This is a genomic window from Marinobacter daepoensis DSM 16072 (genome assembly GCF_000421165.1).
GTDB lineage: Bacteria > Pseudomonadota > Gammaproteobacteria > Pseudomonadales > Oleiphilaceae > Marinobacter > Marinobacter daepoensis.
The window spans coordinates 17,698-33,135 of the sequence record NZ_ATWI01000013.1 but is presented as its reverse complement, the minus strand read 5'-3'; the positions used below and the strand labels follow the sequence as shown (position 1 = coordinate 33,135).

Genomic DNA, 15,438 nt, shown 5'->3' with positions numbered 1-15,438 from the left:
AACAAGCATAAAAAAAACCGGCTCAAGAGCCGGTTTTTTTATGCTTGTCCAAATCAGGCGCTTTTCAGGGCCTTGATTTTGGCATTCAGACGGCTCTTGTGGCGAGCAATCTTGTTCTTCGTGAAGATGCCTTTGTTGACCATGCTGTCCATGATCGGCTGGGCTTCCTTCAGGGCAGCCTGGGCTTCATCGTAGTTGCCGGCCTTGATTTTGGCGTCGACCTTTTTCATGTAGGTGCGTGCCATGGAACGCAGGCTGGCGTTGTGCTTGCGGTTTTTCTCGTTCTGACGAGCGCGCTTTTTGGCTTGCGGGGTATTTGCCACCGTAAAACTCCTGAAAATTCGTTGCTATAAAAATTTAAATTTTTACATCGCGGGCGCGCCAAAACCAGCGCGTCGAAATAAATGACGCGAAACTATGCCGCTGAATGCCTGAAATGTCAAGGCTGTCGCGCTGTTCATGCCGTGTCAGGAATGCCCTGTGATACACTCCGGCATCTCACTGCTCGGGGCTGGTTGGGGGGGTGGTTTTTACCTCGTGGATTACCGAGATACCCCGTAGCTCGGACTCAGAACTCTGGACACTCAAGCGATGCCTTCGGAACAGACCTCTCCATCAAAACCCGTCAGAACAGATCCCCCCAAGCCGCCGGGATTGTTGAGATCTTCTGGCGTGGTAGGAGTGATGACCATGCTTTCGCGGGTGTTGGGCCTTGTTCGGGACATGGTGATTGCTCGCTATTTTGGGGCTGGGGCAGGGGCTGATGCTTTTTTTGTGGCGTTTAAAATCCCCAATTTCCTGAGGCGCCTGTTTGCTGAGGGGGCTTTTTCTCAGGCGTTTGTGCCGGTGTTGTCATCCTATCGGCAGGGCCAGGATATTTCTGAGGTGAAGCGTCTGGTGGATGCCGTGGCAGGCTCTCTCGGGCTTGTTTTGCTGGCGGTTACGTTGGTGGCGATGCTGGGTGCTCCCGTGCTGACAGCGGTTTTCGCACCGGGGTTTCTGGATGATGATGCCAAGTTCGCGTTGACCAGCGAGATGCTCAGAATCACCTTTCCGTATTTGTTACTGATTTCGCTGACGGCGTTCGCTGGCGGCATTCTCAATAGCTATGACCGGTTTGCAGTGCCGGCCTTCACCCCGGTCTTGCTGAACCTTGCGATGATTGCCGCCGCCATTCTGTTGACCCCGGTTATGGCCGAGCCCGTAATGGCACTGGCGTGGGGGGTTTTTATTGCCGGCGCGTTGCAGCTGTTCTTTCAATTGCCATTTCTGATGCGTCTTGGGTTGTTGCCTAGGCCGCGAGTGGATTACCGTCACGAAGGGGTGAGCCGAATTCTGAAGTTGATGGCGCCAGCACTGTTCGGGGTGTCGGTCAGTCAGATTAACTTGTTGCTGGATACCGTGTTGGCCTCCTTTCTTCAGACCGGCAGCGTGTCTTGGCTTTACTATTCGGACCGGCTTTCAGAGCTGCCGCTGGGGGTGTTTGGTATTGCGATTGCTACAGTGATCCTGCCAAGTCTTTCCCGGAAGCGCGCGGCAGAATCCGTTGATCAGTTTGCCGCGACGCTGGACTGGGCGGTGCGGGCGGTCCTGTTGATTGGTGTGCCTGCGGCATTGGCGCTGGCGCTTCTGGCTGAGCCGCTGATCGCAACGCTGTTCCATTACGGCGAAGTTACCGACCGCGATGTGATGATGTCGGCTCAGAGTCTGCGAGCCTATTCGGCCGGCCTGTTGGCGTTTATGCTGATCAAGGTTCTGGCTCCGGGCTTCTTTGCCCGTGAAGACACCAGAACGCCGGTCAAAATTGGGGTGATTGCCATGGTGGCCAATATGGCCTTCAACCTGGCTTTGATTGTACCGTTTGCCCATGCCGGGCTGGCATTGGCGACGTCGTTATCGGCCTGGCTGAATGGTTATCTCCTCTGGCGTGGTTTGCGCAAAGAGGGTGCCTGGAAAAGCCAGCCTGGCTGGACCAGGTTTTTGCTGCAGTTGGGAGTAGCCAACGCAGCCCTGGCTGCGGTAATTCTCGGGTTGAATGGGCCGGTTGCTCACTGGCTGGCGTTGAGTGGTTTGCAGAGAGCCGCGGAGATGGCTGTTCTGGTTGCCGCAGGTGTCGTCGCCTACTTTGTGATGTTGGCCATTGCAGGGGTTCGTCTACGGCAATTCAGGCAGAAGTAGGGCGCTGCGATTTCTACCACGCCGCCTACTGGGGTATAATCGCGCGTTTTCTCACCAGTGTGTCGCGCGTTCTCGCCGATGCGCCCAAAGCCACCGGCAGCAGTAAGGTTCGCAGTGCATGCGTCTGATTCGAGGCCTGACCAATCTCAAGCGTATCGCTGGACAGTCGGATTCCCCGCTGTCCAAGGGGTGCGTCGCGACCATTGGCAATTTTGATGGTGTCCATCTGGGCCATAAAACCATTATCGATCAGGTGAAAGAAAAGGCCCGGGAGCTGAATCTGCCGTCTGTGGTGATGATTTTTGAGCCGCAGCCTCAGGAGTTCTTTAAAGGTGCCGAGGCCCCCCCGAGGCTGATGCCGTTTCGCCAGAAATTCGAGGCCTTGCTGGCTGAGGGTGTGGATGTTGTGTTGTGCATCCGGTTTGATGAAACCTTTCGCAGTTACTCCGGAATGGGATTTATCGAAGACGTGCTCATTCAGGGGTTGGCTGTTCATCATCTGGTCGTGGGTGACGATTTCAGGTTTGGTTGTGACCGGGCGGGTGATTTCGGCCTTTTGGAAGCGGTGGGGCGTGAGCGGCAGTTTACGGTGGAAAACACCAGGACCGTCACGGTTGACGCCGAGCGAGTGAGCAGCACGCGTGTCCGCCGCGCCCTGAATGTAAATAGCCTTGAAGAAGCGGAAAGGTTGCTCGGGCACCCCTATCGTCTTCATGGGCGGGTTGTCTACGGCCGTCAACTCGGTCGACAGATCGGAGCCCCGACGGCAAACATTCTGTTGCATCAGATGCCCGCCTTGAAAGGGGTTTATGTGGTGCGGGCCCGGCTGGACTCCGGGCAGTGGCTTGATGGCGTCGCCAACATCGGCTTGCGGCCTACCGTAGACGGTAAACGGCCAGCGCTGGAAGTGCACCTGTTTGACTTTGCTGGCACACTTTACGGCCAGCATCTGAATGTAGTGTTTCGCCACGGACTGCGGGACGAAGTGAAGTTCGACTCTGTTGATGAACTCCGTCAACAGATCGCCCGGGATATTGAGCAGGCCCGGGCCTGGCTGGCGGAAAATCCCGTTACGCCGGAAATCTGATTCAACTGACCAACCGAGAGTGCGCACAAAGACATGAGCGACTACAAGCATACCCTGAATCTGCCGGAAACTGCGTTTCCCATGCGCGGTAACCTGGCCAAGCGTGAGCCTGAGATGCTCAAGCGATGGCAGGATCTGGATGTCTACGGCAATCTGCGTGAGCAGCGTGAAGGCCGGGACAAGTTTATCCTGCATGATGGCCCCCCATACGCCAACGGCAGCATTCACATCGGGCATGCGGTCAACAAGATTCTGAAAGACATGATTGTGAAATCCCGCAGCTTCATGGGCTTTGATGCGCCCTACGTGCCCGGCTGGGATTGCCATGGTTTGCCGATTGAGCACAAGGTAGAACAGGAAATCGGCAAAGCGGGTGTAAAGGTCGACTACAAAACCTTTCGCCAGGCTTGCCGGGATTATGCTGCGAAGCAGATTGAGGGCCAGAAAGCTGACTTTATCCGTCTGGGGGTGATGGGCGAGTGGGACAAGCCCTACCTGACCATGGACCCGAAAGTGGAAGCGGGCATTGTGCGGGCACTTGGCAAAATCGTGGCTAAGGGTCACCTGGTGCGTGGATTCAAGCCGGTCTACTGGAGTGTGGTTGGTCAGTCCGCACTGGCAGAGGCCGAGGTAGAGTATCAGGACAAGACTTCAACACAGATTGATGTACGCTTTACCGTGGTTGATCAGGCTGCCGTACTCGGTGCCTTTGGCACTGATGAGGGTGAGGGCGATGTGTCGGTTGTAATCTGGACGACGACCCCTTGGACCATTCCCGCCAATCAGGCGGTCTCCGTCGGCGCGGAGATCGAATACGCGCTGGTTCAGGTTGATGTTGGTCAGGGTGCTGAGCGTCTGATCCTGGCCACGGACATGGTACCGGGCATTATGGCCCGCTGGGGTGTGGAAGCGTATAGGGTGTTGGCAAATGTCACTGGCTCCGTTCTCGAGAACCAGTTGCTGCACCATCCGGTGTATGACAAGCAAGTGCCTGTCCTGCTGGGTGACCACGTCTCCCTGGACGCCGGTACCGGTGCAGTACACACAGCGCCAGACCATGGTATGGAAGACTTTGACGTGGGCAAGGCCTACGGCATTGGCACCATCAATCTGGTGAAAGCAGACGGTACCTACACAGAAGCGGCCGGTGAGTTTGCCGGTGTGCATGTATACAAGGCCGATGAGCCGGTCTGTACGGCGCTGGAGCGTGAGGGAAAACTGGTGCGTTCGGAAAAGTTCCGCCACAGTTATCCGCATTGCTGGCGCACCAAAACGCCTCTGATTTATCGGGCCACTCCTCAGTGGTTCATCAGCATGGACAAGCTCAATCTGCGCGCCGATGCCCTGGAAGCCATCAAAGGGGTGCGCTGGGTGCCGGCCTGGGGCCAGAACCGGATTGAGGCCATGTTCGAGCAGAGTCCGGACTGGTGTATCTCCCGTCAGCGCACCTGGGGCGTGCCCATCACCCTGTTTATCCACAAGGAAACACAGGAGCTGCACCCCAACACTCAGGACCTGATCGAAAAAGTGGCCCAGGCCGTGGAAACCGGTGGTATCGACGCCTGGTACGACATTGATCAGAGCGAATTGCTGGGTGGCGACGCGGAACAGTATGAAAAAGTCATGGACACTCTGGATGTGTGGTTTGACTCCGGTGTTACCCACGATTCTGTCTTGCGGGCGCGTAAGGAGCTGGGGCAGTTCCCGGCGGATATGTATCTGGAGGGCTCCGATCAGCACCGTGGCTGGTTTCAGTCGTCCCTGAAGACCTCTATCGCCATGAATGGTGTGGCACCTTATAAACAGGTGCTGACCCACGGTTTTACCGTGGACGCCAAGGGCTACAAGATGTCGAAGTCCATGGGGAACGTCATTGCGCCACAGGAAGTGATGAATGAGCTGGGCGCTGACATCCTGCGCTTGTGGGTCTCAGCAACCGATTACAGCGGTGAGATGAGTGTTTCCAAAGATATCCTTCGTCAGACCGCTGATGGTTACCGTCGGATTCGTAACACCGCGCGCTTCCTGCTCAGCAATCTGAACGGGTTTGATCCCGAGCAGCACATGGTGGCGCCAGAAGACATGATCGCGCTGGATCGCTGGATGGTGGACCGCGCTCTGCTGCTGCAGAACGAGCTGAACGAAGACTATGGCAATTATGCCTTCCTGAGAATTTATCAGAAGGTGTACAACTTCTGCGAAGCGACGCTGGGCGGTTTCTATCTGGACATCATCAAGGATCGCCAGTACACCACCCAGGCAGACAGTCTGGCGCGACGTTCCTGCCAGACTGCGCTCTACCACGTTGCGGAGGCTCTGGTGCGCTGGATTGCGCCTATTCTGAGCTTTACCGCTGATGAAATCTGGCAGCACCTGCCAGGTGAGCGCGGTGACACGGTGTTCTACGAGACCTGGTACGAAGGCCTGAGTGCTTTGCCGGAGGATTTCGAACTGGGCCGGGACTATTGGCGCGAAATCTACGCTGTCAAAGAAGCTGTCAACAAATGCCTTGAAGAGGCCCGGGCCCGCGGTGAAATCAAAGGGTCTCTGAGTGCCGAGGTGACCCTGTACTGCGATGGTCAACTGGCAGAGCGCCTGAACCATCTGGGTGAAGAGCTACGCTTTGTGCTGATTACCTCTGAAGCGGCAGTGAAGCCTGTCGGAGAAGCCGTCGGTGTTGAGCAGACCAACGTCGAGGGGCTGTTGGTAAAAGTAACGCCTGCGACACACGCTAAATGTGAGCGATGCTGGCATCACCGAGAGGACGTGGGGCAGGATGACCAGCACGGAGACCTTTGTGGGCGCTGTGTAACCAACGTGGACGGCCCGGGTGAAACCCGAGCCTATGCCTGATGGATTCCGTCATGACTGAGGGTAAGACAGGCAGCAAGTTGACGTGGTTATGGCTGGCCGCGTTGGTTATCGCCATCGATCTGGGCACCAAGGCCATGGCCACAGCCATGCTGACTTATGGTAACCCTGTGCCCGTGCTACCCGGATTCAACCTGACCTTATTGCATAACACCGGGGCGGCGTTCAGCTTTCTGGCTGACGCCGCAGGTTGGCAGCGCTGGTTCTTTGTTACCCTGGCGGTTGTGGTCAGTGTGGTGCTGGTGGGCTGGCTGAGAAAACTCAAAGCTCACGAAACCTGGACAGCGGTCGCCATTGTGCTCATTCTCGGCGGTGCCATTGGTAATGTGTATGACCGGGTGGTTCATGGTTATGTGGTGGATTTTCTGCACTTTTACTGGCAGGACTGGCACTTTCCGGCATTCAATCTGGCCGACACGGCTATAACCATGGGTGCTGTCATGATGATACTTGATGCATTTCGCAAACCCGCTGATACCAGCGGGGATGCAAACAGGAGCAACTGATTCCGATGAAAGAGCTGCCCATTGATAGTGGAACCCGCGTAAAACTGCACTTTGCCCTCAAGTTTGAAGACGGTGAGACGGTGGACACCACGTTCGACAAAGAGCCCGCCACTCTGGAGATGGGCGATGAGAGCCTGCCGGAGAACTTTGAGGCTTTTTTGGTCGGCCTGAAGGCTGGTGATCACGAGACCTTCAGTGTGCCGCCGGAAAAGGCGTTCGGACAGCACAACCCTAACAATATCCAGACTTTCAAGCGTCATGAGTTCAGTGCCGACATGGTGCTGGAGCCGGGCGTGGTTGTTTCGTTTGCCGATGCCCGCCAGCAGGAGCTGCCGGGTGTTATCAAACGGGTGGAAGGTGACGTTGTCGACGTCGACTTTAATCACCCGCTGGCAGGGCATACACTGATATTCGAAGTGCAGATTATTGACGTTGAACCAGCTGGGCCGACACACTGACTATGCAAATCCGACTCGCTAACCCCCGTGGCTTCTGTGCCGGTGTAGACCGCGCCATTGAAATCGTAAACCGAGCGCTGGATGTGTTCGGGGCTCCTATTTACGTGCGCCATGAGGTGGTTCACAACAAGTTTGTGGTGGACAACCTGCGAAACCGGGGAGCCATTTTTGTGGATGAACTGGATGAGGTGCCGGATGACAAACTGGTGATCTTCAGTGCTCATGGCGTTTCTCAGGCCGTCCAGAATGAAGCCAGCCGACGCGGGCTGAAGGTGTTTGATGCGACTTGTCCGCTGGTAACCAAGGTGCATATGGAAGTGATGCGTTACAGCCGGGACGGGCGTGAGTGCGTGCTCATTGGTCATCACGGGCATCCGGAAGTGGAAGGCACCATGGGGCAGTATGATCACAGCAACGGCGGTGACATCTACCTTGTGGAAGATGAGTCGGATGTGCAAAAGCTCGATGTTAAAGAGCCCGACAGGCTGTCCTTTGTGACTCAGACCACGCTGTCGATGGATGACACTGCGCGAGTGATCGATGCTCTGCGAGCAAGGTTTCCGAAAATTGAGGGGCCGCGAAAAGATGATATCTGTTACGCGACCCAGAATCGTCAGGACGCAGTAAAGCAACTGGCAGGCACTTGCGACATTATGTTGGTGGTCGGTTCCCCCAACAGTTCCAATTCAAACCGCCTGAGAGAGTTGGCTGAGCGCATGGGAACCCCCGCTTATCTGATTGATGAGGCCGGGCAGATTGATCCTGCGTGGCTTGAAGGTAAGCATGCCGTGGGCGTAACCGCCGGTGCGTCGGCTCCTGAAGTGCTGGTGGCCGATGTGATCAAGCGCCTGAAAGCACTCGGTGGCGAAGAGCCTGAAGAAGTGTCTGGCCGCGAAGAGAATATTGTGTTTTCGATGCCGAAAGAATTGAGGATTGATGTGGTGGAGGTACAGTAAGCACACCTTGAGTGTGCTTCTGCTCACTATTTCTAAAATCCCAGACCATTTGTCGGTACCTTTAAACCGTTTGTCGATCCTCCCTTTCCTTGCCTGCTCAGCCCTCCTACCCTAATGCTGTTTAATTAGTGGAATGCCTTATGTTGAAGATGCGCCATCATTCCGGTTTTAGTTTGGTTGAGCTTCTAGTGACGATCGCAGTTATCGCTATTGTGGCGTCCTATGCTGTCCCAACGTTTAGAGAGACGATTTTGAATAACCGTCTTACTACACAAGTAAATGAAGTCTCGGGCATTTTGGGGATGGCTAGAAGCGAGGCGAGTAAGCTCAGGGGGAGTGTTGTAACGCTCTGTGCCTCAGATGACAGCACTTCTTGTAGCGGAGACGCTACTTGGGAAACCGGCTGGATTATGTTCTCCGACCAGGATGCTGACAGGGCTGTGGATGCCGGTGATGATCAGCTGATTAAAGTCAGTTCTTCGCTGTCGGGGGGGAATACGCTGAGGATACTTGGGTTTACGAGCGATGGCGGAAACTACATTCAGTTTGCCGGAGATGGTCAGCCGCTTCCCTCAGCCACCAACAATGGTTCCGGTACCTTTGTCTTGTGCGATGAACGGGGGGCCAGTGAGGCCCGTGCTGTTGTAGTGAATGTTTCCGGTCAAGTGCGTTTGGCAAGAGATACCGATGCGGATGGCATCGTTGAAGCTCACACTTTGGACACAGGCAAAACTCCGCCCACACCCACGCCGGTGAGTTGCCCATGAGAGGTCATCGAATGAAACCTGTGATTGCTTCGTTTCAAGGGAATCGTGCACCCCAGCGTGCAAGAGGTTTTACGCTGATCGAAATCCTTGTGACTATGTTTATCCTTGCCATTGGGCTCCTGGGTTTAGCTGGCTTGACCACAGAAGGCATGAAAAATAACCAGGGGGCTTATCTGAGAACCCAGGCAAGTATTCTTGCTTATGACATGGTTGACCGTATTAGGGCTAACAAGAATCAGGCAGCGGGGTATCAAGGGTTTTCCACGGTTAATGCTTCGACGGCGCTCCCATCGTGTGTTTCCGATGCTGCCGGTTGTACTGCTGTTGATCGGGTAACGGCTGATCTCGCGGAGTGGACTCGTCACGTTCAGGGGGCCGGGGCTGGTGTTGCGATGTTGCCTGGCGGGCAGGGAAGGATCTTCTTCGATGGAACCAGTTCGATCTACACCATAACTATTATTTGGCAGGAAACAGGCCGGGAAGGTGACGCTGGAGAAGTTGTTGCTGGTGATAATAGTTATGTCGTTCGGTTTACGTTATGAGGCGCCATTTGAGAGGAAATATGAATATGCACACTGGCTGTCATCTGGTTAAGCGCCAACAAGGCTTATCTCTTGTGGAGCTGATGATTGCTCTGGCTCTCAGTAGTGCGTTGATCTTAGGTATATTTACCATATACCTGGACTCGAGCCAGACATCTCGTTTGAGTAACTCTCTCGCCCGAATTCAGGAGTCCGGACGCATAGCGATCAATATGATGGCAAAGGATCTTCGAATGGTCGGCTTTCAGGGATGTGCTGACCCAAGTGACGTTACCCTTAATATTATTGCCCATAATCCTCCTACGACCGATTTTTTTCAGACTACTCTGCGCGGTTGGGAGGTAAATGACTTGGCGACTTGGGCGGATGGTAGCGAATTGGATGGAGATAGTATTGAAACGAGGGTTCGGCCTGGTAGTGATGTTTTGTCCATTCAGCGAGGTGAAACTGCTGAAGTTGAATTGGCCAAGAATCTGGGGCCAATCAATGCAAATATCCAAGTAACTGGCTCCGATGTAGGGCTCTTCTCTAAAGGAGATTTGGTACTGATTTCAGACTGCGAGGCGGCAGATTTGTTTCGAATTTCCAGTCAGCCCAGTTCCAATACATGGGCTCACGCAAGTAACGTTAATACGAGTAATAATTTAAGTCATAGCTATAAAGAGTCTGCGCGCATTATGCGTTTCCTTGGCTCTATATATTTTGTTGCTGATACCGGGCGTGACGATGACAGTGGCAATGATATTTTTGCGCTGTATCGAGGTAATCGGAACCTTGCCAACACTGCAATGCCCTCACCACTTTATCAGGTGGAGGAAGTAGTTGAAGGTGTTGAGAGCTTGCAGATTGAATATGGCGAGCGTGTTGGTACCAACGGTGTTCGCTATACCACAGCCGATAACGTTGGAGACATGACGAGCGTGATTGCCCTGAGGGTGGGCCTGCTAGTGAGCGACCCGAGTGCCGTTCGGGATGATCCCGATAGCTCAACTTATGATCTTCCCGGTGCATCTGTTGTTCCTGCGTCCAGTGCGGGTAGCACGGATGTTTCGCACGCTGAAGACAGACGTTTGCGACGTGTGTTTACCTCAACTGTCATGCTGCGAAACCGGGATTGAGGAGGTGATATGCGTATTGTTCAAAACGAAATGAAGTTTGGGGCATATCAGCGAGGCGCTGTATTGATTATCAGCCTCATTGTTCTTTTGGTAATGACATTGATCGGTGTGGCAGGAATGAACTCTTCTGTTATGCAGGAGCGGATGGCGGTTAATGCACAAAACTCCAATCGTACCTTCCAGGCTGCTGAAAGTATGGTGGGAGCCCTGACCAACCAACTCTATGCAAATAACCTGGATCTGTTGAGAGAGTCGATGCAGGCGGTAGATGGGAACAGCAGCTCTGTCGCGGTAAAGGTGGATGCGGCGAATGGGATAGAGGGAAGTTATCAGGCTCGCTTTCTGGGTGAGGTTATTCTCACAAGTGGCAGTTCTATGGATGCCAACGAGAGTTCAAGTGACCTGAAGGGATATCGGTATGAACTCATAGGTGAGGCCGATATGGATAACACTGGTGCGTCGTCTCGTATCGCCAAAGGTATTGAGTACTACTGAATTGATGGAGGGAGAATCCTCCAGGGGGAGTGTGAAATGGCAAATGCCTGTAGATGGTCAAAAGGATTGGTTGCGCTAGTCTTGGCCAGTGTTTTCATGGTTTTTACGTTAGCTTCTCATGCCGAGTCCAAGAAAATGAGTTTGACAAATCCTGATTACGAAGCCTTCGAGGTGAGTGCTGTTGGGTTTGTGGTCAATGAAAATGGCGAGCTTGTGCAAGTGAGCGCAAAAGGTTGCCCGCGGTGTCCTGCAGAGCTTCTTTTGCCTAAGCGTGATATGGAAATTGTTCTGGGTGAAGAGTCGATTTCGGTAAAAGAAGCTGTTCGTTATCAGGGAAGTTTTGCGCTTGTTACTGTTGAGCATCAGACCGGCATGGTTATGGACGTTTGGCTTCCAGAAATTCATACAGGTGGAATGGAGGGCGAGAAATGAAGGGCTCCATCAATATACGGTTAGTTCTGTCGCTCTGTCTTGGTATCTTCGGAGCAACTCATACCAGCATTCTTTCTGCAGATGATACGGAGGTCTTTTTTTCCAATGCCTCTTCTGTGGTTAAGCCTAATATTATGTTTGTTATTGATAACTCCGGGAGTATGCGCAACTCCGTCCAGGGAACAAGTGATAGTCGCATGGAAGTTGTGCAGAGTGTTACCAATGATCTCATTGATAGTATGGAGAATGTCAATGTAGGCTTGGCGAAGTTCAATATTGTGTGTAGATATAATTATTGCCGGACGGAAAGTGGTGGGCACATTCTCTCGGCGCCGGTGGCAGTTGAGAGCAATCGTTCTGATTTGAAGGCGCTGGTCGATGGACTAGAGCCAGTTGGAAATACACCGCTTGCGGAGACCCTTGCTGAGGTTGCTCGTTATTTTCGGGGTGAATCGCCATTATATGATGGTGCCCCTATTTCATCTGTGACGACCAGCAACGGTCAATACGTATCTCCGGTAAAATACCAGTGTCAGAAAAATTTCGTGGTATTTCTTACCGACGGGGCACCGACTGCTGACGATACAGACGATAAGATCAGTGCTTACATTGGCAAAAAATGTGGTGATGAGCTGAGTGGAGACTCTAATTGCCTTGATGAGGTTGCAGAATTTCTGGCAACCAAAGATATTTCCGCAAGTCTCGATGACGCTCAGAATGTATTCACCAGTACGGTTGGGTTTGCGACGCAGCAGAGTTTGCTTGAAAATACCGCCCGACTGGGAAAAGGAACCTATTATCAAGCTGATGATGCGGCATCCCTGAAAAAAGCATTTGCAAGTTTCTATGAAGATGTCCTGGCTCGGGGGTCAACGTTCGCCGCACCAGGCGTAGCTGTGAACACGTTTGATCGCCTGAACCATCTTGACACTTTATATTACTCTCTGTTTCAGCCTAAAAAAGGCGCCATCTGGGACGGCAACCTTAAACGCTACAAGCTGGATGTTCGCAAAGACAACAATGGTGATCCTGAGGTTGTCATTGTGGACGTCAACGATAATCCCGCCATAGATAAAACAACAGGCTTGTTCAGTGATAGTGCCCGCAGCTGGTGGAGTCCTGTAATTGACGGTCGGGTTGTATCTCTTGGTGGGGCTGCCTCTAAATTGCCGGATACCAACTCAAATCGCAAAGTGTTCTCCAATCTGAACAGCAGCAGGGCGTTAAGTGATTCAGCGAATCAGGTTGTACCAACGAATACGGCGATAACGGCTGATTTGTTGGGCGATGCCTCAATGGATGCAGCAACGCGGGAGAAGATCATCAACTGGACCCGGGGGCTCGATGTTAATGACCAAGATGGTGATAACGATACTTCGGATGCCCGGAAACTGATGGCAGACCCCCTGCATTCAGTTCCGTATTTGGCAATCTACGATCCAACAAGCACACCGCAGGATGTCACCATTTTTTACGGAGACAATCAGGGCTACCTTCATGCCATAGATGGGAGTACCGGTTCCAGCATCTTTGCGTTCATGCCGAAGGAGTTGCTGGCCAATCAGGCGACCATTATGAATGGCACTGCAGCCACAGAGAAAGTGTATGGTATGGATGGCAGCGTGGTTAGCTGGGTTCATGATGATAACCGGGATGGTGTGATCAGCGCTGGTGGTAAAGACAAGTTCTACATCTATTCGGGCATGCGCCGCGGAGGAAGAAGTTACTATGCTCTTGATGTAACGAATCGGAATAACCCAGAGCTGGTCTGGTCTATTAGCGGTGGTTCTGGCGCGTTCGGTGAGCTTGGGCAAACTTGGTCAACGCCAGTAAAAACGAAGGTTAACATCGGAGGCAAGCTGTATGAAGCTCTGATCTTTGCTGGAGGCTATGACCCCGATCAGGATACCGCCGGAGTACGTCAGGCCGATGATATCGGTCGTGCGGTATATATCGTTGATGCGGAAACGGGTGACCTACTTTGGTGGGCAGGCGGCTCCAGCAGCACTGCCAATCTGAAACTACCCGAGATGCAGTATAGTATTCCTGCCTCACCCAAAGTGCTGGATGTTAACGGAGATGGTCTTGCTGACCAGATATACGTAGGTGATGTTGGCGGGCAAATTTTCCGCTTTGATCTGGTTAATACCAACAAATTGGCAGATTTTGCTACAGGTGGGCGAATTGCAGACTTGGGGGGGGCGACTGCAGTAGAAAGTCGGCGCTTCTACCATTCACCAGATCTTTTCGGTCTCAAAATTGCTGGCAAGCGTCACTTGGGATTGATCATTGGCTCCGGTTATCACGCGCACCCGCTGGACAAGACAATCGATGATCGTATCTACATGCTTAAGATTGATGCGGTGAGTTCGGCTCCGGTAGATCCAGCCGATGCTACGGAGTCTCGTGTACTATATCAGACGATCACGGAGAGTGATCTTTATGATGCAACGGCAAATCTTATTCAGCAAGGCACGGAAGGTGAGCGGCAGGCTGCGTCTACTGCCTTGTCTGCGGCGGATGGGTGGTTCATCCGTTTGGAGCGGGATGGAGAAAAGGTTATGGCCAGTTCAACCACCGTCAATAATGAGGTTTATGTAACAACTTATGAGCCCAAAGCCAGTTCTGATCCATGCGTGCCGCCCACTGGGACAGCCCGTATGTACCATCTGTCTGTTCTTGATGGATCCGCTGTTCGGAATTATGACGAGGTTGGTCCAGCGGATGAACTGACCCAGGAGGACAGGGAGGTTGAGTTGAAAGACCCTATTCCTCCGGCTAAACCTCAAAGGATAAGGCTCAAAGATACCGATATCATCTGTGTCGGCACGGATTGTCGGCCGATTCCTCCAGTACATGGCCTTGTTGAAACCTTCTGGTATGAGGACTGATCGTTGATTGATCTGAACGCTAGGCAGTCGGGTTTTACCCTCATTGAACTTATGATTGTGGTAGCGATTGTCGGCATTATTGCCGCAATCGCCTATCCTAACTACACCGAGTATACGGAACGCGCAAGGCGTACCGATGGGCAGGGTGCTCTCATGGGATTGGCATCGGCCTTGGAGCGCCATTATGCAACACGGAATACTTATGCTGGTGCTGCAAGTAGCGGGGCTGATACGGGAGCTCCCGAGATATATCCGGATGAAGCTCCTATTGATGGAGGGCGAAAATATTATGACCTCACAATTCAGTCAGCCGATGGTTCTTCGTTTACCGTTCGGGCGACACCAAAAGGAGGCCAGGCAGGAGATGGTGTTCTAGAGTTGGACTCTACCGGGGCAAGGCGCTGGGACCGTGATGCAAACGGTTCATTCGATGCTGGTGAGAATACCTGGGATTAATTATTAGATATTGTGGTGATTGATGAGCGCCAAGGTATGCACAAAACCTTGGTCACATAGGGCAGGATAGCTTTGCACCGGAAGCCATTATGATGACACCATCGTGGTCGATATCATCTTCTACCCGAAATCGCCCGGCCAAATTAACTGGCATGTAGGCCATACTTTCTTGTTTCTGATCGTCAGGACAGAGCAGAAGGCTGCCCATGGTGCCATGAGCTGCGCCCTCTGGGTTAAAACGAAAGTAGCCTCGCCCAGCAGTCCTTGATTTCAGGTCAAAGCCAGTAAGGTCGAGTGCTAATTGCCGGAGGATTACGTTGTTATCGGGCTTTCGGTTTTTGTCTGCGTCGATAAACGCAGATATGGTGAGGTTCCAGTCATCAACACAAACTCCTGACGAGTTAAGAGGGCAAATAGTAACAAGCTTTTTCTCTGTAACGGCTGCCCACCGCCCAAACGCAAGGAATCCATGTAGCTCGTTAAATATCGATTGCTTTCTGGAATTGAGTACCCAGCTAGAGAGGTTTGGTATCGATAAGCTGGCGACGATGGCAATTAGCAGGATGCATATTAAAACTTCAAGAAGGGAAAAACCCTTCCCCTTTGAGGTATTGGATAGATGCATGGTGCCCTCCGTGGCTCCATGAATGATTTATTTAAGTTACGTCGGTGGAATTTTAG

The 15,438-nt window shown here is 52.9% G+C and carries 15 protein-coding genes; 13 read left to right on the top strand and 2 right to left on the bottom strand.

The features are described from left to right. Window positions 1-53: 53 nt before the first annotated feature. The gene (gene rpsT, locus K325_RS0115695; RefSeq protein ID WP_029655217.1) at window positions 54-323 is read right to left on the bottom strand and encodes a 30S ribosomal protein S20; all 270 of its coding nucleotides are present in this window, start codon (window positions 321-323) and stop codon (window positions 54-56) included. 268 nt (window positions 324-591) lie between these two features. On the opposite strand from rpsT, the gene murJ reads away from it, so the two are divergent. The 13 genes from murJ (at window position 592) to K325_RS18465 (ending at window position 14,757) form a co-directional block, all read left to right on the top strand. Further along, window positions 592-2,178 carry a murein biosynthesis integral membrane protein MurJ gene (gene murJ / locus K325_RS0115690; RefSeq protein ID WP_084694267.1) on the top strand — a complete coding sequence of 529 codons (1,587 nt, stop codon included), beginning with the start codon at window positions 592-594 and terminating at the stop codon, window positions 2,176-2,178. Window positions 2,179-2,296: 118 nt separating this feature from the next. Next, the gene (gene ribF, locus K325_RS0115685; RefSeq protein ID WP_029655215.1) at window positions 2,297-3,265 is read left to right on the top strand and encodes a bifunctional riboflavin kinase/FAD synthetase; all 969 of its coding nucleotides are present in this window, start codon (window positions 2,297-2,299) and stop codon (window positions 3,263-3,265) included. Between the two features lie 33 nt (window positions 3,266-3,298). Then, a complete protein-coding gene (ileS, locus tag K325_RS0115680; protein ID WP_029655214.1) occupies window positions 3,299-6,118 on the top strand; it encodes an isoleucine--tRNA ligase in 2,820 nt (939 codons plus the stop codon). Then, window positions 6,118-6,642: a signal peptidase II gene (gene lspA, locus K325_RS0115675; protein ID WP_029655213.1), complete on the top strand. Its 525-nt coding sequence runs from the start codon at window positions 6,118-6,120 to the stop codon at window positions 6,640-6,642. The genes ileS and lspA overlap by 1 nt, the downstream gene beginning before the upstream one ends. Before the next feature lie 5 nt (window positions 6,643-6,647). Beyond that, complete coding sequence (gene fkpB, locus K325_RS0115670) at window positions 6,648-7,100, top strand: FKBP-type peptidyl-prolyl cis-trans isomerase (protein ID WP_029655212.1); 453 nt, start codon at window positions 6,648-6,650, stop codon at window positions 7,098-7,100. Window positions 7,101-7,102: 2 nt separating this feature from the next. Then, window positions 7,103-8,056, top strand: a complete 954-nt coding sequence (ispH, locus tag K325_RS0115665; RefSeq protein WP_029655211.1) for a 4-hydroxy-3-methylbut-2-enyl diphosphate reductase — start codon at window positions 7,103-7,105, stop codon at window positions 8,054-8,056. A gap of 140 nt (window positions 8,057-8,196) precedes the next feature. Further along, a complete protein-coding gene (locus K325_RS0115660; protein WP_084694266.1) occupies window positions 8,197-8,823 on the top strand; it encodes a GspH/FimT family pseudopilin in 627 nt (208 codons plus the stop codon). Window positions 8,824-8,834: 11 nt separating this feature from the next. Further along, entirely contained in the window at window positions 8,835-9,365 is a 531-nt protein-coding gene (gene pilV, locus K325_RS0115655) for a type IV pilus modification protein PilV (RefSeq protein WP_228128470.1), read from the top strand. A 20-nt stretch (window positions 9,366-9,385) separates the two neighbouring features. Beyond that, window positions 9,386-10,483 (top strand): PilW family protein, encoded by a 1,098-nt coding sequence (locus tag K325_RS0115650; RefSeq protein WP_051146681.1) that lies wholly within the window; start codon window positions 9,386-9,388, stop codon window positions 10,481-10,483. Between the two features lie 9 nt (window positions 10,484-10,492). Beyond that, window positions 10,493-10,978 (top strand): pilus assembly PilX family protein, encoded by a 486-nt coding sequence (locus K325_RS0115645; RefSeq protein WP_228128469.1) that lies wholly within the window; start codon window positions 10,493-10,495, stop codon window positions 10,976-10,978. A gap of 36 nt (window positions 10,979-11,014) precedes the next feature. After that, window positions 11,015-11,410, top strand: a complete 396-nt coding sequence (locus K325_RS0115640; RefSeq protein WP_156836613.1) for a hypothetical protein — start codon at window positions 11,015-11,017, stop codon at window positions 11,408-11,410. After that, window positions 11,407-14,301: a PilC/PilY family type IV pilus protein gene (locus K325_RS0115635; RefSeq protein ID WP_029655205.1), complete on the top strand. Its 2,895-nt coding sequence runs from the start codon at window positions 11,407-11,409 to the stop codon at window positions 14,299-14,301. Before K325_RS0115640 ends, K325_RS0115635 begins: the two co-directional genes overlap by 4 nt. Before the next feature lie 3 nt (window positions 14,302-14,304). Beyond that, window positions 14,305-14,757 (top strand): type IV pilin protein, encoded by a 453-nt coding sequence (locus tag K325_RS18465; RefSeq protein ID WP_338047447.1) that lies wholly within the window; start codon window positions 14,305-14,307, stop codon window positions 14,755-14,757. Between the two features lie 52 nt (window positions 14,758-14,809). Here the strand turns inward: K325_RS18465 and K325_RS0115625 are convergent, their stop codons facing one another. Next, entirely contained in the window at window positions 14,810-15,382 is a 573-nt protein-coding gene (locus K325_RS0115625; RefSeq protein ID WP_029655203.1) for a GspH/FimT family pseudopilin, read from the bottom strand. Between the last annotated feature and the right edge of the window lie 56 nt (window positions 15,383-15,438).